The 20,123-nt window shown below is 71.7% G+C and carries 18 protein-coding genes; 10 read left to right on the top strand and 8 right to left on the bottom strand.

Going from position 1 to position 20,123, the window contains the following annotated elements; genetic code table 11:
- Window positions 1-52: 52 nt before the first annotated feature.
- The 5 genes from OG429_RS18320 to OG429_RS18335 all read right to left on the bottom strand — a co-directional run bounded on the left by OG429_RS18320 (window position 53) and on the right by OG429_RS18335 (window position 3,812).
- Complete coding sequence (locus OG429_RS18320; protein ID WP_328926393.1) at window positions 53-898, bottom strand: sulfurtransferase; 846 nt, start codon at window positions 896-898, stop codon at window positions 53-55.
- A 202-nt stretch (window positions 899-1,100) separates the two neighbouring features.
- Window positions 1,101-1,190 (bottom strand): Ms5788A family Cys-rich leader peptide, encoded by a 90-nt coding sequence (locus tag OG429_RS41460; RefSeq protein WP_350875872.1) that lies wholly within the window; start codon window positions 1,188-1,190, stop codon window positions 1,101-1,103.
- 155 nt (window positions 1,191-1,345) lie between these two features.
- Window positions 1,346-2,062 carry an LmeA family phospholipid-binding protein gene (locus OG429_RS18325; protein WP_328926394.1) on the bottom strand — a complete coding sequence of 239 codons (717 nt, stop codon included), beginning with the start codon at window positions 2,060-2,062 and terminating at the stop codon, window positions 1,346-1,348.
- 64 nt (window positions 2,063-2,126) lie between these two features.
- On the bottom strand, window positions 2,127-3,548 hold the full coding sequence (locus OG429_RS18330) for a hypothetical protein (RefSeq protein ID WP_328926395.1): 1,422 nt from the start codon (window positions 3,546-3,548) through the stop codon (window positions 2,127-2,129).
- Window positions 3,549-3,557: 9 nt separating this feature from the next.
- Complete coding sequence (locus OG429_RS18335; protein ID WP_328926396.1) at window positions 3,558-3,812, bottom strand: MoaD/ThiS family protein; 255 nt, start codon at window positions 3,810-3,812, stop codon at window positions 3,558-3,560.
- 487 nt (window positions 3,813-4,299) lie between these two features.
- On the opposite strand from OG429_RS18335, the gene OG429_RS18340 reads away from it, so the two are divergent.
- The 5 genes from OG429_RS18340 (at window position 4,300) to OG429_RS18360 (ending at window position 9,728) form a co-directional block, all read left to right on the top strand.
- Complete coding sequence (locus OG429_RS18340; RefSeq protein ID WP_328926397.1) at window positions 4,300-5,127, top strand: response regulator transcription factor; 828 nt, start codon at window positions 4,300-4,302, stop codon at window positions 5,125-5,127.
- 23 nt (window positions 5,128-5,150) lie between these two features.
- Window positions 5,151-6,173, top strand: a complete 1,023-nt coding sequence (locus OG429_RS18345; protein ID WP_328926398.1) for a LacI family DNA-binding transcriptional regulator — start codon at window positions 5,151-5,153, stop codon at window positions 6,171-6,173.
- A 139-nt stretch (window positions 6,174-6,312) separates the two neighbouring features.
- Window positions 6,313-7,497 (top strand): S1C family serine protease, encoded by a 1,185-nt coding sequence (locus OG429_RS18350; RefSeq protein ID WP_328926399.1) that lies wholly within the window; start codon window positions 6,313-6,315, stop codon window positions 7,495-7,497.
- A gap of 51 nt (window positions 7,498-7,548) precedes the next feature.
- Window positions 7,549-8,283, top strand: a complete 735-nt coding sequence (locus tag OG429_RS18355) for a response regulator transcription factor (protein ID WP_328930329.1) — start codon at window positions 7,549-7,551, stop codon at window positions 8,281-8,283.
- 5 nt (window positions 8,284-8,288) lie between these two features.
- Complete coding sequence (locus OG429_RS18360) at window positions 8,289-9,728, top strand: sensor histidine kinase (protein WP_328926400.1); 1,440 nt, start codon at window positions 8,289-8,291, stop codon at window positions 9,726-9,728.
- On the opposite strand, the gene OG429_RS18365 is transcribed toward OG429_RS18360, so the two are convergent.
- Window positions 9,708-10,583, bottom strand: a complete 876-nt coding sequence (locus OG429_RS18365) for a phosphatidylinositol-specific phospholipase C (protein WP_328926401.1) — start codon at window positions 10,581-10,583, stop codon at window positions 9,708-9,710. The genes OG429_RS18360 and OG429_RS18365 overlap by 21 nt on opposite strands.
- Before the next feature lie 78 nt (window positions 10,584-10,661).
- Window positions 10,662-11,231: a TetR/AcrR family transcriptional regulator gene (locus OG429_RS18370; protein ID WP_328926402.1), complete on the bottom strand. Its 570-nt coding sequence runs from the start codon at window positions 11,229-11,231 to the stop codon at window positions 10,662-10,664.
- 123 nt (window positions 11,232-11,354) lie between these two features.
- On the opposite strand from OG429_RS18370, the gene OG429_RS18375 reads away from it, so the two are divergent.
- Window positions 11,355-12,140, top strand: coding sequence for an alpha/beta fold hydrolase (locus OG429_RS18375; protein WP_328926403.1), 786 nt, complete (start codon window positions 11,355-11,357; stop codon window positions 12,138-12,140).
- Window positions 12,141-12,250: 110 nt separating this feature from the next.
- On the opposite strand, the gene OG429_RS18380 is transcribed toward OG429_RS18375, so the two are convergent.
- Entirely contained in the window at window positions 12,251-14,065 is a 1,815-nt protein-coding gene (locus tag OG429_RS18380) for a bifunctional metallophosphatase/5'-nucleotidase (RefSeq protein ID WP_328926404.1), read from the bottom strand.
- Window positions 14,066-14,234: 169 nt separating this feature from the next.
- On the opposite strand from OG429_RS18380, the gene mshD reads away from it, so the two are divergent.
- The 4 genes from mshD to pstS all read left to right on the top strand — a co-directional run bounded on the left by mshD (window position 14,235) and on the right by pstS (window position 20,051).
- Window positions 14,235-15,167 (top strand): mycothiol synthase, encoded by a 933-nt coding sequence (gene mshD, locus OG429_RS18385; RefSeq protein WP_328926405.1) that lies wholly within the window; start codon window positions 14,235-14,237, stop codon window positions 15,165-15,167.
- Window positions 15,168-15,462: 295 nt separating this feature from the next.
- Window positions 15,463-17,742 (top strand): RNA degradosome polyphosphate kinase, encoded by a 2,280-nt coding sequence (locus OG429_RS18390; RefSeq protein WP_328926406.1) that lies wholly within the window; start codon window positions 15,463-15,465, stop codon window positions 17,740-17,742.
- Window positions 17,723-18,670 carry a CHAD domain-containing protein gene (locus tag OG429_RS18395; protein WP_328926407.1) on the top strand — a complete coding sequence of 316 codons (948 nt, stop codon included), beginning with the start codon at window positions 17,723-17,725 and terminating at the stop codon, window positions 18,668-18,670. Before OG429_RS18390 ends, OG429_RS18395 begins: the two co-directional genes overlap by 20 nt.
- A 244-nt stretch (window positions 18,671-18,914) precedes the next feature.
- On the top strand, window positions 18,915-20,051 hold the full coding sequence (pstS, locus tag OG429_RS18400) for a phosphate ABC transporter substrate-binding protein PstS (RefSeq protein ID WP_328926408.1): 1,137 nt from the start codon (window positions 18,915-18,917) through the stop codon (window positions 20,049-20,051).
- The last annotated feature ends 72 nt before the right edge of the window (window positions 20,052-20,123 follow it).

Here is a 20,123-nt window from a genome sequence, read left to right on the forward strand (position 1 = left end):
CCTGTCCTAGAGAGTCGTACTGGCTTCTACGGGCCCTGCGTGCCCTGCAGGGTTACTTGTTGGCGCCGAGCTCGATCGGCACGCCGACCAGGGAGCCGTACTCGGTCCACGAGCCGTCGTAGTTCTTGACGTTCTCCTGGCCGAGAAGCTCGTGCAGGACGAACCACGTGAGCGCGGAGCGCTCGCCGATGCGGCAGTAGGCGATGGTGTCCTTCGCCAGGTCGACCTGCTCCGCCTGGTAGAGCGCGGTCAGCTCGTCGTCCGACTTGAAGGTGCCGTCGTCGTTGGCGTTCTTCGACCACGGGATGTTGCGGGCGCTCGGCACGTGGCCGGGGCGCTGCGACTGCTCCTGCGGGAGGTGGGCCGGGGCGAGCAGCTTGCCGGAGAACTCGTCGGGCGAACGGACGTCGACCAGGTTCAGGGAGCCGATCGCCGCCACGACGTCGTCGCGGAAGGCGCGGATCGACGTGTCCTGGGCCTTGGCCTTGTACTGCGTGGCGGGGCGGTTGGGGACGTCCTTGCCGTCGACCAGGTCGCGGGAGTCGAGCTCCCACTTCTTGCGGCCGCCGTCGAGGAGCTTCACGTCCTGGTGACCGTAGAGCTTGAAGTACCAGTAGGCGTAGGACGCGAACCAGTTGTTGTTGCCGCCGTAGAGGACGACGGTGTCGTCGTTGGAGATGCCCTTGGCGGAGAGGAGCTTCTCGAAGCCCTCCTGGTCCACGAAGTCGCGGCGGACCGGGTCCTGGAGGTCCTGCCTCCAGTCGATCCGGACGGCGTTGGTGATGTGGTTCTTGTCGTAGGCGGACGTGTCCTCGTCCACCTCGACGATGACGACATTGGCGTCGTTCAGGTGGGCCTCGACCCAGTCGGCGTCTACGAGGACGTCGCTGCGGCTCATGGTGTTCTCCTCCGGGGCAGTGTGCGGCGGGGCTTGCGGATACTGCTGCAAACCGGCTGGACCGGCTGCGGGTGTTGCTCGTGCGTGCGTCCGGGTACCTCGAAGTTCTCCCCCGGTGCGGGGAGGCTCAGGGGATCAGGAGGCAGGTGCGGTCACGCGGGAAAGGCCGTCGTCCGGCTGATGGAGCGGATGCGCTCACATGTCACATGGATCGACAGAGCATGGCGGCGACGCGACACAGGTCTACTGCCCGCCGCTTCGTGAGGTCCGCCTGCTGATGCTTCATAGCCATGGATCGTAGGGACGAATCAGCCGCCCTGTCACCGGTGTGTCATATTCCGAGACAGGATCGTCCGCATAGTGGGATAGGAGCTCTACGGACGGCCGCCGCGCCGCCCTCCGGAGCCGCCCTGCCGCCCGTCCTTCTGCGGATCGGACCGCTCCGTCTCACGATCCGGCCAGTGCCACGTCCGTACCGCCCAGCGTGAGGTGCACACCGGCCTCGTCCGAGGTCAGGGCGGACAGGTGCAGCCCGGACGGCAGCCCGCTGTCGAGGGCGCGGTCGAAGTCGGTCTTCTTGCGGATCTGCTTCTCGACGCCGGGGATGCCCTCGCCCGGCACCTCGTCGGCGCGCACCCGGACGATCCGGCCGCCCTTGCCGTCCTGCGCGTCCTCCAGTGTGATGGTCGACACCACGCTGCGCGAGAGCGTCTTGCCCAGGATGTCCACCGACGCGGTCACCTTCACCTTGCCCGGCGCCCCGCCGTAGGAGAGGGTCGCGCCGCTCTGCGAGGCCGCGGTCAGGTCCGCGTACGTGATCAGGCCGGTGCCCTCGGCGCGCTTGGCCGTGCCGCCGGTGTAGTCCCCGTTCAGCTTCACGTCGCGGAAGCTCGCGTCGAGCTCGGAGAGCCGCGTCTTGCGGCCCTCCGCGGCCACGTCCACGCCCCGGAGCTTCAGGTCCACCCGCTCCAGGTCGTGGCTGAGCGCCTGGGTGAGGAACGGGAATCCGTGGATCTCCACCTCCGCGGTCCCGGCCAGCCCCTGCCGGGCCTGGATCCGGTCGGCCAGCCGGTTCTCGGCATAGCCGACCGCCCAGCGGTCCGCCCCCGCGAACAGGGCCCCCAGAACCACTCCGATGATCACTACGGCGCGCAGGAATCGCACGTTCCACTCCCCCTACTAGTCGGTACGTGCGTTCTAGTGGACCATGTCCGTTGTCGGGGACAGATCAGCCCACCACCCGGCCGATCAGGTACACGGCGGGTGCGGCGGCCGCCAGCGGCAGCGCGACACCGGCCGTCATGTGGACGAACTTCGACGGGTAGTCGTACGCCGCCACGCGCAGCCCGATCAGCGCGCACACCCCGGCGGCGAGGCCGAGCAGCGCCCCGCCCACCCCGATGTCGGTCAGCCCGCCGACGGCGATGCCCGCACCACAGGCCGCGGCCAGCGAGACGCCGACGGAAGCCGGGGTGGGCAGCGGCAGCGCGCGGGCGAACACGGCGACGGCGACGGCGGCCGCGCCGACGGTGACGGCGGCGGTGTCCGCGGCCAGGTAGCCGGCGCAGACGATGGCGAGCGCGGCCGAGGCCATCGAGGCCATCAGGCCGTACATCCGCTCGTCGGGGTCGGCGTGGCTGCGCAGCTGGAGCACGAGGGTGAGCAGCACCCAGGCTCCGAGGGTGCCGATGATCGCGCCGGGGCGGAAGGCCTCGTCCACCGCGAGCACGGCCACGTCGGCGACGACGGCTCCGGCGAAGGCGAGGGCGATGCCCTGGCGGGCCGGCCACATGCCGTTGAGGCGGAACCAGCCGGCCGCGGTGAGGCCCTGGAGGGCGACCAGCGGCAGGAGCAGCGCGTACTGGCCCAGGGCCGCGGCGACGGCGAGCAGCACGCCGAGGACGGCGGTCAGTATGGCCGGCTGCGGACCGGGGTCGATGATCGGCGACCGGCCCTCGGCGCGGGCCTGGGCCGGGTCGACGGCGCGGACGGTGTTGCCGCCGAGGGTGGGCGGGGAGTACTCCGGCTCCTCCTCCGGAGCCTCCGGCAGCCCCGGGACCGGGACCGGAGCCGGGACCGGGGCCGCGGCGGCCTGCGGCGGGAGGTAAGCGGTCTGCTCGGCCGGGGCCTCGTGGGACCAGTCCTGGCCCGGGGCCGGAGCCTGGACCTCGTCGCGGAACCACCCCTCCGGCGCGGCCGACTGCTGCTGCGGCTGGGCGGGATCCGTGTACGGCGGCAGGTACGCCGTCTCGGCCGCCCACTCCTGGGCCGGCGCCGGCGCGGGAACGGGAGTGACCTCGTCGCGGAACCAGCCGTCCGGCGCCACCGGCTGCTGCTGGTGCTGCTGCGCGGGTTCCGTGTACGGCGGCAGGTACGCCGTCTCGGCCGCCCATTCCTGGGCCGGGGCCGGGGCGGGAACGGGAGTGACCTCGTCGCGGAACCAGCCCTCGGGCGCGACCGGCTGGTCCGCCGCCCCGCCCAGCGGCGGCGGCACCGGCTGATAGCCGGTGTCCCAGGTGTCGGCCTGCCAGGTCTGGGTCCCGTACGGGTCCTGCTGCTGCGCGTACTCCTGCTGCTGGTGCTGGTGCTGGTGCTGGTGCTGGTGCTGCTGCTGCTGGTGCTGGTGCTGCTGTTCTTCAGGCGTGCTCATGGCTCCCGCTCACCCGCCCGCGAACGGCGGGAGCACCTCGACGGTGCCCCCCTCGGTCAGCAGGACGGAATCGTGCGGGCGCTTGCCCACAGGCTCATCGTTCACGAGGAAGGAGCAGCGCAGCAGGACCCGGGTCAGCTCCCCGGGGTGGCGTTCCCGCACGCCGTCGAGCGCCTCGGCCAGTGTGCGCGCCGAGTACGGCTCCTCCGCAGTCTTGGCCGCGGCCTTGGCCGCCGCCCAGTAGCGGATGGTTCCGGTTGCCACTGCAGCTCCTATCGTCGGCTCTCTACCGTCGGCCTCCATGATGACCCCTCCCACCCCGCACTCCGGTGCGCCTGCGCGCGCCCCGTATGCGCCCGGCACGCCCGGCGGTACCGCTCGGCGGACCCCCGATCCGGTGAAACCGGGGCATACGCAGGGCAGGGGCGTGGCAGGAACCACAGAATGGGAAGGGACACAGGCCTCGGCCACGCAACGGCCAGTGGGCTATTCTGCTGCGAAGAGGATCCGGGCAACGTTGCCCCCGGGTCCTTTTGTGCTTTCAGCACGTTGAACGAACCGAGAACAGACGAGAACGAGAACGACGGCATCCGTCCGGGCCCCAGGGCGCGGGGCCGGGCGGACACCGCACAGACGCACCACGTACGAAGCAGTACCGCGCACGTCCTCGACGGGACCGAGGAGGAACCGACGTGATGGACCAGCGAACCGTGTTCAACCGACCGACCGGCACCGGGCGGGGTGGTCGGGCATGAGCTCACTCCTGCTGCTGACCAACGCCCTGCAGCCGTCCACCGAAGTGCTGCCCGCCCTCGGCCTGCTCCTGCACAACGTGCGGGTGGCCCCCGCCGAGGGCCCGGCCCTCGTGGACACCCCGGGTGCCGACGTCATCCTCGTGGACGGCCGCCGCGACCTGCCGCAGGTGCGGTCGCTGTGCCAGCTGCTCCGCTCCACCGGGCCGGGCTGCCCCCTCATCCTCGTCGTCACCGAGGGCGGCCTCGCGGCCGTCACCGCCGACTGGGGCATCGACGACGTACTCCTGGACACCGCCGGCCCCGCCGAGGTCGAGGCGCGGCTGCGGCTGGCCACCGGCCGCCAGCAGCTGGGCTCGGACGACTCCCCCATGGAGATCCGCAACGGCGACCTGTCGGTGGACGAGGCGACGTACTCCGCCAAGCTCAAGGGGCGGGTGCTGGACCTCACCTTCAAGGAGTTCGAGCTGCTCAAGTACCTCGCGCAGCACCCGGGCCGGGTCTTCACCCGGGCCCAGCTGCTGCAGGAGGTGTGGGGCTACGACTACTTCGGCGGTACCCGGACGGTCGACGTGCACGTACGGCGGCTGCGCGCGAAGCTCGGTCCCGAGCACGAGTCGCTGATCGGCACGGTCCGCAACGTCGGCTACCGCTTCGTCACGCCGGAGAAGGTCGAGCGGGCCGCGGCGGAGGCGGCGGCGAAGGCAGCGGCGAAGGCCGCCGCACAGACGGGCGCGCAAACGGGCGCGCAGACCGGGGCGGCCGTCACCCAGTCGGCGGAAGACCCTGTGAGCATCCAGTCGGCAGGACGCCCTGCCCAGAGGTAGGTCACCCCGCGTAGACTTCGCGCGTGGCCAAGGTGACGCGGGATGACGTGGCGCGACTTGCGGGTACCTCTACCGCCGTCGTGAGCTACGTCATCAACAACGGACCCCGGCCGGTTGCCCCGGCCACGCGCGAGCGTGTCCTCGCCGCGATCAAGGATCTGGGCTACCGCCCGGACCGGGTCGCCCAGGCGATGGCCTCGCGGCGCACGGATCTCATAGGCATGATCGTCCCCGATGCCCGTCAGCCGTTCTTCGCGGAGATGGCGCACGCGGTCGAGCAGGCCGCCGCCGAGCGCGGAAAGATGGTGCTCGTCGGGAACTCCGACTACCGCGACGAGCGCGAGGTCCACTACCTGAGGGCCTTCCTCGGGATGCGGGTCTCGGGCCTGATCCTGGTCAGCCAGGGCATGAGCGAGCGCGCGGCGTCGGAGATCGAGGCGTGGGACGCCCGGATCGTGCTGCTGCACGAACGCCCCGAGGCCATCGACGACGTCGCGGTGATCACCGACGACATCGGCGGCGCGCAGCTCGCGACCCGGCACCTGCTGGAGCACGGGCACGCGTACGTGGCATGCATCGGCGGGGTCGAGAACACCCCGTCGGTCGGCGACCCGGTCGCGGACCACGTCGAGGGCTGGAGGCGGGCGATGCTGGAGGCCGGCCGCTCGGTGGAGGGCCGGCTCTTCGAGGCCCCGTACAACCGCTACGACGCCTACACCGTGGCCCTGGAGGTGCTGTCCGGCCCGGACCGCCCGCCGGCGATCTTCTGCGCCACGGACGACCAGGCCATCGGCGTGCTGCGGGCCGCGCGCGAGCTGCGGATCGACGTGCCCGGGGAGCTGGCCGTCGCCGGCTTCGACGACGTGAAGGAAGCGGCCCTGACGGACCCGCCCCTCACCACCATCGCCTCGGACCGCCCGGCCATGGCCCGCGCGGCGGTGGACCTGGTCCTGGACGACGCCCTGCGCGTGGCCGGCTCCCGCCGGGAACGGCTCAAGCAGTTCCCGTCGGCGCTGGTGATCCGCCGGTCCTGCGGCTGCCGTTAGGGCGTCGAGCCGGACGGCATGCCCGGCCCGGTCGGCGCCGGGCACCTCCGCCGGGATTCATATCGGGCATACGCGGTTCTGTCGGGCTTCTCAGCGGGGACTCAGGAAGCTCTCATGAACCGCGGACAGAGTCATCACCATGACCGACAGCTTCCGCCGCGAAGGCGAGTACCCGCAGGAGAACCGCCCGACCCGGCCGGCGCAGGGCGCCGCGGCAGGCGGCTACCCGCCGCCGCCCGTGTACCCGCCCGCCGCGCCGGGGTGGCACGAGGCTCACCAGCCCCCGGTCGTCATCCAGGGGGAGACCGTCCCGGCGGCCCCGACGGCCCAGGTCCCCGCGACGCACGCCGCCCCCCGCGCCAAGCGGCCGGTCGCGCTGCTCGCCGCCGTCGCCCTCGCCGCGGCCGTGGTCGGCGGCGGCACCGCGGCCGCCGTCCAGCAGCTGATGGGCTCCCACGACGCCGCCGGGGGCCGCGGCGTCAACGGCACCAACGTCTCGCAGTCCAGCAACGGCACCGTCGCCGGCGTCGCCGAGCAGGTCAGCCCCTCCGTGGTCCGCATCGACACCCGCACCGGCTCCGGCCAGGGCACCGGCTCCGGCATCGTCGTCACCGCCGACGGCGAGGTCGTCACCAACAACCACGTCGTCAGCGGCGCCACCGAGATCCAGGTGACGATGAGCGACGGCAAGAAGTACAAGGCCAAGATCGTCGGGACCGACCCGGGCAAGGACCTGGCCCTGATCAAGCTGGAGGGCGCTGGGGGTACCTCCCAGGCCGAAGGCCCAGGGGGAAGTCTCCGGGCCGCCAAGCTCGGCGACTCCGGCAGCCTGAAGGTCGGCGACCAGGTCGTCGCCATCGGCTCCCCCGACCGCCTCACCGGCACGGTCACCAGCGGCATCGTCTCCGCACTCGACCGCGAGGTGAACGTCCCGAAGTCCGAGCAGCGGTCGCCGCAGCGCCAGGGCGGCAACGGCGGCTGGCCGTTCTCGTACGACGGACAGCAGTTCAACGGGAACACGGGGTCGGAGACCACCTCGTACAAGGCCATCCAGACGGACGCCTCCCTCAACCCCGGCAACTCCGGCGGCGCCCTCGTCAACCTGAACGGCGAGATCGTGGGCATGCCCTCCGCGATCTACTCCCCGGCCGGCGACAGCTCCACCGCCGGCAGCGTCGGCCTCGGCTTCGCCATCCCGGTCAACACGATCAAGGCCGACCTGGACTCCCTCCGCAAGGGCGGCCCCGGCGGCACCGGCACCGGCACGGGCTCCGGGAGCAGCCGCTCCGGCAGCGCCGCCAACGGCTTCGGCACCTCCTACTGAGACCCTGGATCCTGGTACGTGCCACCCGAAAACCACCCCTGGGGGACCGAGATGAATCCGGCCGAAGGCGACCAGCAGCGGATCCTCGTCGTGGACGACGAGCCGGCCGTACGCGAGGCCCTGCGCCGCAGCCTCGCCTTCGAGGGGTACGCCGTACAGACCGCCGTCGACGGGCTCGACGCCCTCGACACGGCGGACTCGTACGCCCCCGACCTGATCGTCCTGGACATCCAGATGCCCCGGATGGACGGCCTCACGGCGGCCCGCAGGCTGCGCGCCGCAGGCAGCGTCACCCCGGTCCTGATGCTCACCGCCCGCGACACCGTCGGCGACCGCGTCACCGGCCTCGACGCGGGCGCCGACGACTACCTCGTCAAGCCCTTCGAGCTCGACGAGCTCTTCGCCCGCGTCCGCGCCCTGCTGCGCCGCAGCTCCTACGCCGTCCCGCAGGCCGGCGAGGTGGCCCACGAGAACGCGCTGACCTTCGGCGACCTGCGCATGGACCTCACGACCCGCGAGGTCACCCGGGCCGGGCGCCCGGTGGAGCTGACCCGTACCGAGTTCACCCTGCTGGAGATGTTCCTCGCGCACCCGCGCCAGGTCCTGACCCGCGAACAGATCCTCAAGACCGTCTGGGGCTTCGACTTCGAGCCGAGCTCCAACTCCCTGGACGTCTACGTGATGTACCTGCGCCGCAAGACCGAGGCCGGCGGCGAGCCGCGCGTGGTCCACACCGTGCGCGGGGTGGGCTACGTCCTGCGCGCCGGCGAGAGCGGGCCCGAGTGAGCCGCATGAACCCGGCCGCCAGATTCCGCGCCCTCCCGCTGCGCTCCCGCCTGGCGCTGCTGGTCACGGTGGCGGTGGCGCTCGCGGTGGCCGCGGTCGCGGCGGTGTCCTGGGTGATGGTGCGCACCCAGCTCCGCAACCAGCTGGACCAGTCCCTGCGGGCGACGAACCCGAGCGAGCAGGTGGTCCGCCGCCTGAACCAGGGCTGTGCGTCGCCGCCGGCCCAGGCTCAGCCGGACATCGCCGGAAACCTCAACCCGACGGTCCAGATCCTCGCCGCCGACGGCAGTCACTGCTGGGTGAGCGGCCGGACCGACCTGCCGGTCACCCAGACCGACAAGGACGTGGCGGCCGGACGCCTCGGCCGGGTCCTGCACGACGAGACCACGGACGACGGCGTCGGCATGCGCGTCTACACCATCCCCGCGCGGGCCCAGCCCGGCGGCCCGCTCTTCGCGATCGCGGTCGCCAAGCCGCTCGCCGACATCGACAAGCCGCTGTCCACCCTGGCCTGGATCCTGCTGTTCGTCTCCGGCATAGGCGTCCTCGGCGCGGGCGCGGCCGGGCTGTGGGTGGCCCGTACGGGGCTGCGGCCGGTCGACGAACTCACCGGCGCCGTCGAGCACATCGCCCGGACCGAGGACCTGACCGTACGGATCCCCGACGAGGGCGACGACGAGATCGCCCGCCTGTCGCGGTCCTTCAACTCGATGACGGCGGCCCTGGCCTCCTCCCAGGAGCGCCAGGCGCAGCTGATCGCGGACGCCGGGCACGAGCTGCGCACCCCCCTCACCTCGCTCCGTACGAACATCGAGCTGCTCGCGCGCAGCGAGGAGACCGGCCGGGCCATCCCGCCCGACGACCGCAGGGAGCTGCTGGCCTCGGTCAAGGCGCAGATGACGGAGCTGGCCGCGCTGATCGGGGACCTCCAGGAGCTGTCCCGCCCGGACGCCGTGTCCCCGGGCCCGCTCCAGGTGGTGGCCCTGCACGAGATCGCCGGGGCCGCGCTGTCCCGGGCACGGCTGCGCGGTCCGGAGCTGAGCTTCAGCTCCGCCCTGGAGCCCTGGTACGTACGGGGCGAGGCGGCGGCCCTGGAGCGGGCCGTGGTCAACGTCCTGGACAACGCGGTGAAGTTCAGCCCGCCGGGCGGCGCGGTCGAGGTGACGCTGCGGGCCGGCGAGCTGACCGTACGGGACCACGGTCCGGGCATCCCGGCCGAGGACCTGCCGCACGTCTTCGAGCGGTTCTGGCGCTCCCCGTCGGCCCGTGCCCTGCCCGGCAGCGGCCTGGGCCTGTCGATCGTGGCCCGTACGGTGGCACGCGCGGGCGGGAGCGCCGAGCTGCGGGCGGCGGCCGGCGGCGGCCCGGGCACGGAGGCGGTGCTCCGCATCCCGGGGGCGCCGACGCCGCCGCCGCCCGAGCCGTCAGTTGTGCCGGATCAGTGAGGCGACGAGGCCGGAGCGGGTGTTCGGGAAGTCCATCGGGACGATCCCGAGCCCGGTCCGGCCGACCAGCTCCCCGCCGTCGACGAAGGCGTGGACCTGCGGGCCCAGCCGGTCGGAGTTCCAGCGGGGCGGCATGTACGCCGAGGTGCTGGTGTAGTTCACGAAGAGCTTGCCGGGCTGCTGGACGGCCTTGCGGAAGTGGTTCTCGATCTTGCCGCGCTTGGCGAACGGTTCGGCGTTCCAGTCGTCCTGGATGTCGAAGACGTTGCCGTCCCCGTAGCGCAGGCCGGGCAGGCCGCCGTTGTCCGCGAGCAGGACGACCTTGCCGCGGGCCTGGCCGAGCGAGGGCAGGGTGTCGGCGATCCGGAACAGCGGGCGCCAGCCGCGGTGGTCGAGGTAGTCGTCGAAGACGGCGCGGAAGGTGGCGTCGCTGTCCGTCGAGTACTCCTGCTTGAGCCGCATCAGCACGGTCTCGGTGGGATGCGCGGCGAGGAAGTTCCAGCAGGCCACGAGCACGTCGCCGAACATCAGGTTCTGGAAGAAGGACCCGTGGTGGATGGCGAAGGAGCCGCCCGCCACGCGGCAGCGGACGTCGAGGAACCGGATGCCCGAGTCGAGCTGTTCGGCGATCGAGGTGTTCTGGCAGGCGACGTAGAGCCCGCCCTGGCGGGCGCCGGAGTCGTGCGTGCCGGGGATGGTCATCCGCTGGAGGGCGGTGGAGTCGGCCAGACCCGCCATCCAGTCCTGGGTGCCCAGCGTGCCGGCGGCGGCGGGCGTCGCCACCGCCGTCCCGATCACCGCCCCCGCGCCCGCCGCGGCCGCTCCGATCAGAAATGCCCGACGATCCAGTGCCATGCCCGCCCCTTTGCCGACCCGGTTGGTGGCACCGGATTATGGCGTGCGGCACCGGGCTTTACTACCCGTCGGTAGAGGTCAGCTTTCTAGCAACTCGGCCATCCTGCGCAGCCCTTGGGCGAGCTCACGGCCGTTCGGGGCCTGCTCCGGGTCGGTCAGGCTCTGCACCATCACCCCGGTCAGCAGCGCGATGTGCAGCGAGCCGAGGGCGCGTACGTCCTCCTCGGTGACCTCCTCCTCGGACACCCCGGCCAGCACGGCGGCCACCATGCGCCGGTTGCGCCGCTGCCCCTCGGCCAGGATCGCGAGCAGCTCCGGCTGGGACTGCGCGTGCACGAAGGCTTCGACGGAGGCGGTCCAGAGCCAGCGCATCTCGCCGAAGTCCCGGATCTTGCGGTCCCAGGTGTCGGCGTACCGATCCTCGGCGGTGTCCCCCTGTCCGCGCAGCCGGCCCGACCCGGCGGCCCACTCCTCCATGGCGCCGAACAGCGCCTGGTTGAGCAGGGCGTCGCGCGATCCGAAGTGGTAGCCGATCGCGGCCATGCTCACGTTCGAGGCCGTGGCGATATCGCGCACGGTCGTGCGCAGATAGCCCTTCTCCTCCAGGCAGCGCCGGGCTCCGGCCAGCAGGTCCTCGCGATTTCCCATGCCGGGATCGTATCCGCGCCCTCCTTTTGGGCAAGCGCGCTAGACGATCGTATTGCGCGCTTGCCCAACTCCTGGCAGGCTGATGACCGACCCACCGACCAGCACCCAGGGGAGAGCAACGCCATGCGCCACGAGCTGAAGATCGACGACCGCACGCTGTCCTACGTGGACTTCGGCGGCACCGGCCGCCCGCTGCTCGCCCTGCACGGCGGGATGTCCGAGGGCCTCGCCTTCGCCGGCCTGGCCGAGCACCTCGGCGACACCTGGCGGGTCATCGCCCCCGACCAGCGCGGCCACGGCGACTCCGACCGCGCCCCCGAGTACACCCGCGAGGGCTACGTCGGCGACGCCGTCGCCCTGCTCGACCACCTGGGCCTCGACGCCCCCGTAGCCCTCCTCGGCTACTCCCTCGGCGGGCTCAACGCCTACCACCTGGCCGCCGCCCACCCCGGCCGGATCGCGGCCCTCATCGGCATCGACGCCGGCGTCGAGATCAACCCGAACACCGAGGGGGCCCTCTTCGGCTTCCTCCGCGGCATGCGGTACACCGCGCCCACCCGCGAGGAACTCCTCGGCGCGGCCGGGCCCGTGGGCTCCCTGTTCGTCGCCCAGGCCCTGCGCCCGCTCCCCTCCGGCGAGGGCTGGCGGCTGCCGTTCCATCCGCAGGACATGCTCGACTCCATCGAGGCCTGCCGCGGCGACCACTGGAACGCCTGGCTCGCGAGCACCTGCCCGGCCGTACTGATCCACGGGACCCGCAGCCAGGGCCTCCCGCAGGGCACGGCCGACGCGATGGTCACACGGCGCCCCAAGACCTCGTACACCCCGCTGGACGGGGACCACTTCGTGCCCTTCACCGACCCGCAGGGCGTCCACGAGGCCGTCGCGGCGTTCCTGTCGGCCCTCTGACCGCCCGTCCGACCGCTCCGGTACGGGGGTGCGGAGCGGCGGAGCGGGAAAGCCGGAGGGGCGGCGGGCCGACGGGCCCACCGCCCCTCCGGGCGTGCTGTACGCGGGTGTTACTTGACGACCGTGATCCGGCCCGGCGCCGGCGGGGCGATCGGGCTCGTCGCCGTCGACTTCGCCAGGAAGGCGTTGAAGCACTCCAGGTCGGGCGCGCCGACCAGCTTGTTCTTGTGCTCCTTCAGGACGGTGAAGCCGTCACCGCCGCCCGCGAGGAACTCGTTCATCGCGACCCGGTAGGTCTTGGCGGGGTCGATCGCCGCGCCGTTCAGCTTCACCGAGTCCACGACGATGCGGTCCGTACCCGTCTTCGTCATGTCCAGGGTGTAGGTGAAGCCCTTCGACACCTGCAGGATCTTCGGGTTCGGACCGTTGACCGGCCCGCTGACCTGCTGCTGGAGCGCGGTGATCAGCTGCGTGCCGGTCAGGTCCACGATGTTCATCAGGTTGTTGAACGGCTGGACCGTGTAGGACTCGCCGTACGTCACGACACCGTCGCCCTCGGCCCCCGAGGCCTTGTACGCGAGGTCGGCACGGATGCCGCCCGGGTTCATGATGGCCAGCTGCGCGCCGCCCTTGTCGGCCGGAGCCAGCGCTTCGAGCTGCGCGTCGGCGATCAGGTCGCCCAGCGGCTTCTCGTACGCCTCCGAGCCGCGGCCCGGGATGTCCGCGGAGATGAAGCCCTGCGGGCGGTTGGCGACGGGCGCCGCCAGCGCGCTCCAGCGCTGGATCAGCTCGGTCATGTCCGCGGCCTTGGGCTGGTCCCGGGTGACGACCTTGTTGACCGGCTTGGGCGCGCTGACCGGCGTACGGACGATGTCCTTGGTCTGCCGGTCGTAGGTGAGGGCGGTGTCCGTGAACAGCCGGCCGTAGGAGGCGGCCGAGGTCACCATGCGCGGGTTGCCCGCCGGGTCGGGGATGTTGCAGGCGTACGCCTGGTGCGTGTGGCCGGTCACCAGGGCGTCGACCTTCGGGTCCACGTTCTTGGCGATGTCCACGATCGCGCCCGAGATGCCGGCGCCGGCGCCCGGGGCGTCGCAGTCGTAGTTGTAGGCGCCGCTCGCGGGCAGACCGCCCTCGTGGATCAGCGCGACGATCGACTTCACGCCCTGCTTGTTCAGCTCGGCGGCGTACTTGTTGATCGTCTCGACCTCGTCGCCGAACTTGAGGCCCTTGACGCCCTCGGCGGTCACGACGTCCGGAGTGCCCTCAAGGGTGACGCCGATGAAGCCGATCTTCACGTCCCCCTTCTTCCAGATGAAGGTGGGGTTCATCAGCGGACGCTTGGTCTTCTCGTCCGTGACGTTCGCGGCGAGGTACTTGAACTCGGAGCCCGTGAACTCCTTGCCCATCTCGAAGCAGCCCTCGACCGGGTGACAGCCGCCGTACGCCATGCGGCGCAGCTCGGTCTTGCCCTCGTCGAACTCGTGGTTACCGACGCTGGTGACGTCCAGCTTCAGCTTGTTCAGCGCCTCGACGGTGGGTTCGTCGTGGAAGAGACCGGACAGCATCGGGCTGCCGCCGATCATGTCACCGGCCGCTGCGGTGACGGAGTATTCGTGGCCCTTGCGGGCTTCGCGCAGGCTGGTCGCGAGGTACTCGACCCCGCCCGCGGGTATGGCCTTGGTGGTGCCGTCGGCCTGACGTTCGGTCACATTGCCGGAGGAGCCCTGCGGGGGCTCGAGCGTGCCGTGGAAGTCGTTGAACGACAGCAGCTGCACGTCGACGGTCCGGCTCTTGGCGGCACCGCCACCACTCGCGGCTCCGGCCGGCAGTGCGGCGGCGACCATCGCCCCGGCCCCGGCCGTGACGGCGAGGGCGGTGAGGGTCAACCGGCGGGCGCGGAGGTGCCGTTGTGGCGTCGCTGACATTTATTCCCCTTTGCGGACAGCGAGACAAACTTGGGAGGTCCGCCGCAGCCTATTGTCAACGCGCGTAGCACGACAGGGGGTAGCCGGTATCGAGCTGGTTACGCGCAGAAGACGGATCGCCGCTGGGGCGCACTCCGCCATGCACCCCCGGCGGTCGTAGGCTCGGGGTATGACTGACGCAGCAGCAGCGGCCCTGGAGCCGGGACGGCAGATCGAGACCCTCGACGAGCTGACGGAAGAACAGGCAGAAGCCGTGCTCGCCCTGATCGAGGACGCGGCGCGTACCGACGGGACCACGGCCGTGTCCGAGCAGGGGCGGCTCCAGCTGCGCGGAGGGCCGCGCGAGGGCATCCGGCACTTCCTGCTCACCGAGAGCGGCCGGCTCGCCGGATACGGGCAACTGGAGGACACCGACCCGGTGGAGGCCCCGGCCGCCGAGCTCGTCATCCACCCGGCGCTGCGCGGGCGGGGCCACGGACGGGCGCTCGGCACGGCCCTGCTGGCCGCCTCCGGCAAGCGGATCCGGGTGTGGGCCCACGGCGGCAAGTCGGCCGCCCGGCACCTGGCCCAGGTGCTCGGCCTGACCCTCTTCCGCGAGCTGCGCCAGCTGCGCCGGCCGCTCGGCCCGGACGCGGGCCCGCTGCCGGAGCCGGTGTTCCCGGCGGGTGTCACCGTACGGACCTTCGTGCCCGGCACCGACGACGCGGCCTGGCTCGCGGCGAACGCGGCCGCCTTCGCCCACCACCCCGAGCAGGGCGCGCTGACCCAGCGGGACCTGGGCGACCGGATCGCCCAGCCGTGGTTCGACGCCAAGGGCTTCTTCCTCGCCGAGCGCGAGGGAGAGCTGGTCGGCTTCCACTGGACGAAGATCCACACGGCCGAGCAGCTGGGCGAGGTCTACGTGGTCGGCGTACGCCCCGGCGCCCAGGGCGGCGGCCTCGGCAAGGCCCTCACGGCGATCGGCCTGCGCCACCTCGCCGCGGCGGGCCTGCCGACGGCGATGCTGTATGTGGACGCTGACAACCCGGCGGCCCTCGCCGTCTACGAGGGCCTCGGCTTCACCACCCACGAGGTCGACCTGATGTACCGCACGGAGAGCTGAGCGGTGCCGCGGCGCCGGATCCGGCCCCGCCCGGGCCCGTCCCCGCAGGTCCCCCGGAGCCCGGGGGAGGGTCCGGGGGCGGCGCCCGCGGCGACAGCGCCGCACCGGCACACGCTCCGGCACGCCCCACGCCCGCCAGGACGCAGTCGTGCACCCCGGCAGACCCGGGAAGCCACACGCCATTAACCGGGCATTCAGACGCGCTTGCGACCCTCCCCGCATGTACCCCCGACTCCGACTGACGGCCGACACTTCCGACGCGCCTGTCCTCCCGCTTGCGCGGAAGAATGGAGTCATGAGCCACAAGTCCAGCGCAGGCCCCACCGAGGTCCCCGCCCAGCACCCGTCTCACACGTCCGGCGCCACAGGCAACACGGCCGCAGGCAACACGGCCGTCACCGGCGCACACGCGCGGATAGGCTCCATCTCCGCGCACCGCCCGCACGTCGATCTCGAGCCCGATCTCGACGCCGACCTGGACGCCTACGACGACAAGGACGGCGGCGAGCTCCCGCCCGGCCGCTTCCTGGACCGCGAGCGCAGCTGGCTGGCCTTCAACGAGCGGGTGCTGGAACTCGCCGAGGATCCGACGACCCCGCTCCTGGAGCGCGCCAACTTCCTGGCGATCTTCGCGAGCAACCTCGACGAGTTCTTCATGGTCCGCGTGGCAGGCCTCAAACGGCGCATCGCGACCGGCGTCGCCACCCGTTCGGCCTCCGGCCTGCAGCCCCGCGAGGTGCTGGACCTCATCTGGACCCGCTCGCGCGAGCTCATGGCCCGCCACGCCGCCTGCTTCCAGCAGGACATCTCCCCGGCGCTGGCCGAGGAGGGCGTCCACCTCATCCGCTGGCCGGACCTCACCGAGAAGGAGCAGGCCCGCCTCTTCACGCTGTTCCGCAACCAGATCTTCCCGGTGCTGACCCCGCTGGCCGTGGACCCCGCGCACCCGTTCCCGTACATCTCCGGCCTCTCCCTGAACCTGGCCGTGGTCGTGCGCAACCCGGTCAGCGGCCACCGCCACTTCGCCCGCGTCAAGGTCCCGCCGCTCCTCTCCCGCTTCCTGGAGGCCTCCCCGCACCGGTACGTCCCGCTGGAGGACGTCATCGCCGCGCACCTGGAGGAGCTGTTCCCCGGCATGGAGGTGCTCGCGCACCACATGTTCCGGGTGACCCGCAACGAGGACCTGGAGGTCGAGGAGGACGACGCCGAGAACCTCCTCCAGGCCCTGGAGAAGGAGCTCATGCGGCGCCGCTTCGGCCCGCCCGTGCGCCTGGAAGTCGAGGAGTCCATCGACCCGGGCGTACTGGACCTCCTGGTGCAGGAGCTGAAGGTCAACGCCTCCGAGGTGTACCCGCTGCCCGGCCCGCTGGACCTGACGGCGCTCTTCGGGATCGCCTCCCTGGACCGGCCCGAGCTGAAGTACCCCAAGTTCATCGCCGGCACCCACCGGGACCTGGCCGAGGTCGAGTCCGCGTCCGCGCCGGACATCTTCGCCGCGCTGCGCGAGCGGGACGTGCTGCTGCACCACCCGTACGACTCCTTCTCCACGTCGGTGCAGGCCTTCCTGGAGCAGGCCGCGGCCGACCCGGACGTCCTCGCGATCAAGCAGACGCTGTACCGGACCTCCGGCGACTCCCCGATCGTGGACGCCCTGATCGACGCCGCCGATTCCGGCAAGCAGGTCCTCGTACTGGTCGAGATCAAGGCCCGCTTCGACGAGCAGGCCAACATCAAATGGGCCCGCAAGCTGGAGGAGTCCGGCTGCCACGTCGTCTACGGCCTGGTGGGCCTCAAAACCCACTGCAAGCTGTCGCTCGTGGTCCGCCAGGAGGGCGACACGCTGCGCCGCTACTCGCACGTGGGCACCGGCAACTACCACCCCAAGACCGCCCGGCTCTACGAGGACCTCGGCCTGCTCACCGCCGACCCGCAGGTCGGCGCGGACCTCTCCGACCTGTTCAACCGGCTGTCCGGCTACTCGCGCCGCGAGACCTACCGCCGGCTGATGGTGGCGCCGCGCTCGCTGCGCGACGGGCTGATAGCCCGGATCGACAAGGAGACCGCCCACTACCAGGCCGGCCGCCCCGCCTACGTGCGCCTGAAGATGAACTCGATCGTCGACGAGGCCCTCATCGACTCGCTGTACCGGGCCTCGCAGGCGGGCGTCCCGGTCGACATCTGGGTCCGCGGCATCTGCGCGGTGCGCCCCGGAGTCCCCGGGCTCTCGGAGAACATCCGGGTCCGCTCGATCCTCGGCCGCTTCCTGGAGCACTCCCGGGTCTTCGCCTTCGGCAACGGCGGCGAGCCCGAGGTGTGGATCGGCAGCGCCGACATGATGCACCGCAACCTCGACCGTCGTATCGAGGCACTGGTCAGGGTCGCCGACCCGGCCCACCGCGCGGCCCTGGACCGGATGCTGGAAACCGGGATGTCCGACGCCACCTCCTCCTGGCACCTGGGCCCGGACGGCGAGTGGACCCGGCACAGCACGGACGCGGAAGGCCAGCCGCTGCGGCACGTACAGGAGATGCTCATAGACGCCCGGAGGCGCCGGCGTGGCTCAGCCAAACCATGAATCGACGGCATGCGCGGGTGACGTGCTCGGCGCGTACCTGCGCGCCCAGGCCACCGCTTTCCTCCGCGGGCTGCGCCTGCACGAGGAAAGCGGGGCGGATGCCGCGGAGGGCAGTGATGCGGCGCGCAGCCTGCGGGGGGCTGCGCGCCGGATCAGCGGATCCCTGGCCACCTTCCGGGTGGTGACCGAGTCCTCCTGGGCGGACGGACTGCGCACCGAGCTGGTGTGGCTGTCCTCGACCCTGGCCGACGAGCACGCGTACGCCGCCCGGCTGGACCGGCTGATGGACGCGCTGCACCGGCTGTCGGGGAGCTCCGAGGTCCCGGCGCCGCGCGGCTCGGCCGGCGCGCTTACGGTGGGCTCGGCACGGGCGGGCGCGCTGCTGGAGCGCCAGCTGACCCTGGCCCGGACCCGCTCCCACTCGGCCACGCTCCAGGCACTCGGTTCCGCCCGCTTCCACGCGGTGGCGGACGCGGTCGCGGTACTCGCCTCCGAGGTCCCGTTGAACGTGGTCGCGGCCCGGGGGCGGGTGGACGACGTCCTGGTCCCCCTCGCGGCAGTGGCCGAAACCCGCCTGTCGGCCGCGGTCACGACATTGCCGCCGGCCGAGGACACGCACCCGTACAACGCGGACCACGACGGCCGCTGGCACGAGGTACGCCGCCTCCTGCGGGTCCACCGTTACGCCCGGGAAGCCCTGGGCGAGGACGTGACGCGGGCCGCGGCGGCGGGCGAGGCCCTGGACCGCCACCGCGACGCGGCCGAGGCGGCGGCCGCCTCGGCGACCGCGGCGCGCACCCCCCGCATCGCCCCGGCCACGGCGTACGCCCTGGGCGTCCTGCACGCGGACCAGCGCCACGAGGCCGGGGCCGCGCGCTTCGATTTCCGGCAGATCTGGCTCCCTGAGCCCGCGGTCACGCCGAGATAACGGCAGGGTAACGGATGATGACGCCTGTGTATGGAGCCGCCGGAACGCACCGGGTCGTCCGCCACGGTTCACCATCCGTTCACTCTCCCCGGTCGGCCGCTTCACCTGTTCTGCCTAATTTCAGTCGTGCACGGAGCGGGTCGCCGAACGGAACAGCGGCTCACCCGGGCAACCGACGCAGTCCTCTTCGCACGCCGCCCCGATCCAGAAAGCGGCCGGCGGCTTCTGGAAGGAACACCCGAAAGTGAAGCTTCAGCGCAAGAACATGCTTCGTGCCTCCGCCCTCGGTGCGCTTGTCGTGTCCGGCGCCCTGGTCCTCACGGCGTGCGGCTCGGACGACAACACCAAGACCGCCGACGGCACGACGAAGCCCTCCGCGGCCGCCGCGGGCGACATCAAGTGCGACGACGCCAAGGGCAAGCTCCTGGCGTCCGGCTCCTCCGCGCAGAAGAACGCGGTCGAGCTGTGGGTGAAGAACTACATGGCCGCCTGCTCCGGCGTCGAGGTGAACTACAAGTCCTCCTCCTCCGGTGAGGGCATCGTCGCTTTCAACCAGGGCACCGTCGGTTTCGCCGGCTCCGACTCGGCGCTGAAGCCGGAGCAGGTCGAGGAGTCGAAGAAGGTCTGCACCGGTGGCCAGGGCATCGACCTGCCGATGGTCGGCGGCCCCATCGCCCTCGGCTTCAACGTCGCCGGTGTGGACAAGCTGAACCTCGACGCCGCCACGGTCGCCAACATCTTCAACGACAAGATCAAGAAGTGGGACGACGAGGCGATCAAGAAGCTGAACCCGGGCGTCACGCTTCCCTCCACCGCCATCCAGGCGTTCCACCGCTCCGACGACTCGGGCACCACCGAGAACGTCACCAAGTACCTCAAGGCCGCCGCGCCCGACGCCTGGCCGCTCGAGCCCGCCAAGAAGTGGGCTGCCCAGGGTGGTCAGGCCGCCTCCGGCTCCGCCGGTGTCGCCGCCCAGGTCAAGCAGGTCGACGGTGCGATCGGCTACTTCGAGCTCTCCTTCGCCAGCTCGCAGGGCATCAAGACGGTCGACCTGAACACGGGCGCCTCCGCCCCGGTCAAGGCCACCGGTGAGAACGCCTCCAAGGCCATCGCCGCCGCCAAGATCGCCGGCACCGGCTCCGACCTGGCGCTGAAGCTCGACTACACCACCAAGGCCGAGGGTGCCTACCCGCTGGTCCTGGTGACGTACGAGGTCGTCTGCGACAAGGGCAACAAGGCCGAGACGCTCCCGACCGTCAAGTCCTTCCTGAACTACACCGCCTCGGACGCGGGCCAGAAGGTCCTCCTCGAGAACGGCTACGCGCCGATCCCGGCCGAGATCAACGCCAAGGTCCGCGAAGTCATCAAGTCGCTGGGCTAAATCCTGACCCCGAGGTGTCGGCCCGCCCCCGTCCGGGCAGCCGACACCTCGGGGGCCCTCCCCCACTTCACC

Origin of the sequence: Streptomyces sp. NBC_00190 (assembly GCF_036203305.1) — a bacterium.
Classification (GTDB): domain Bacteria; phylum Actinomycetota; class Actinomycetes; order Streptomycetales; family Streptomycetaceae; genus Streptomyces.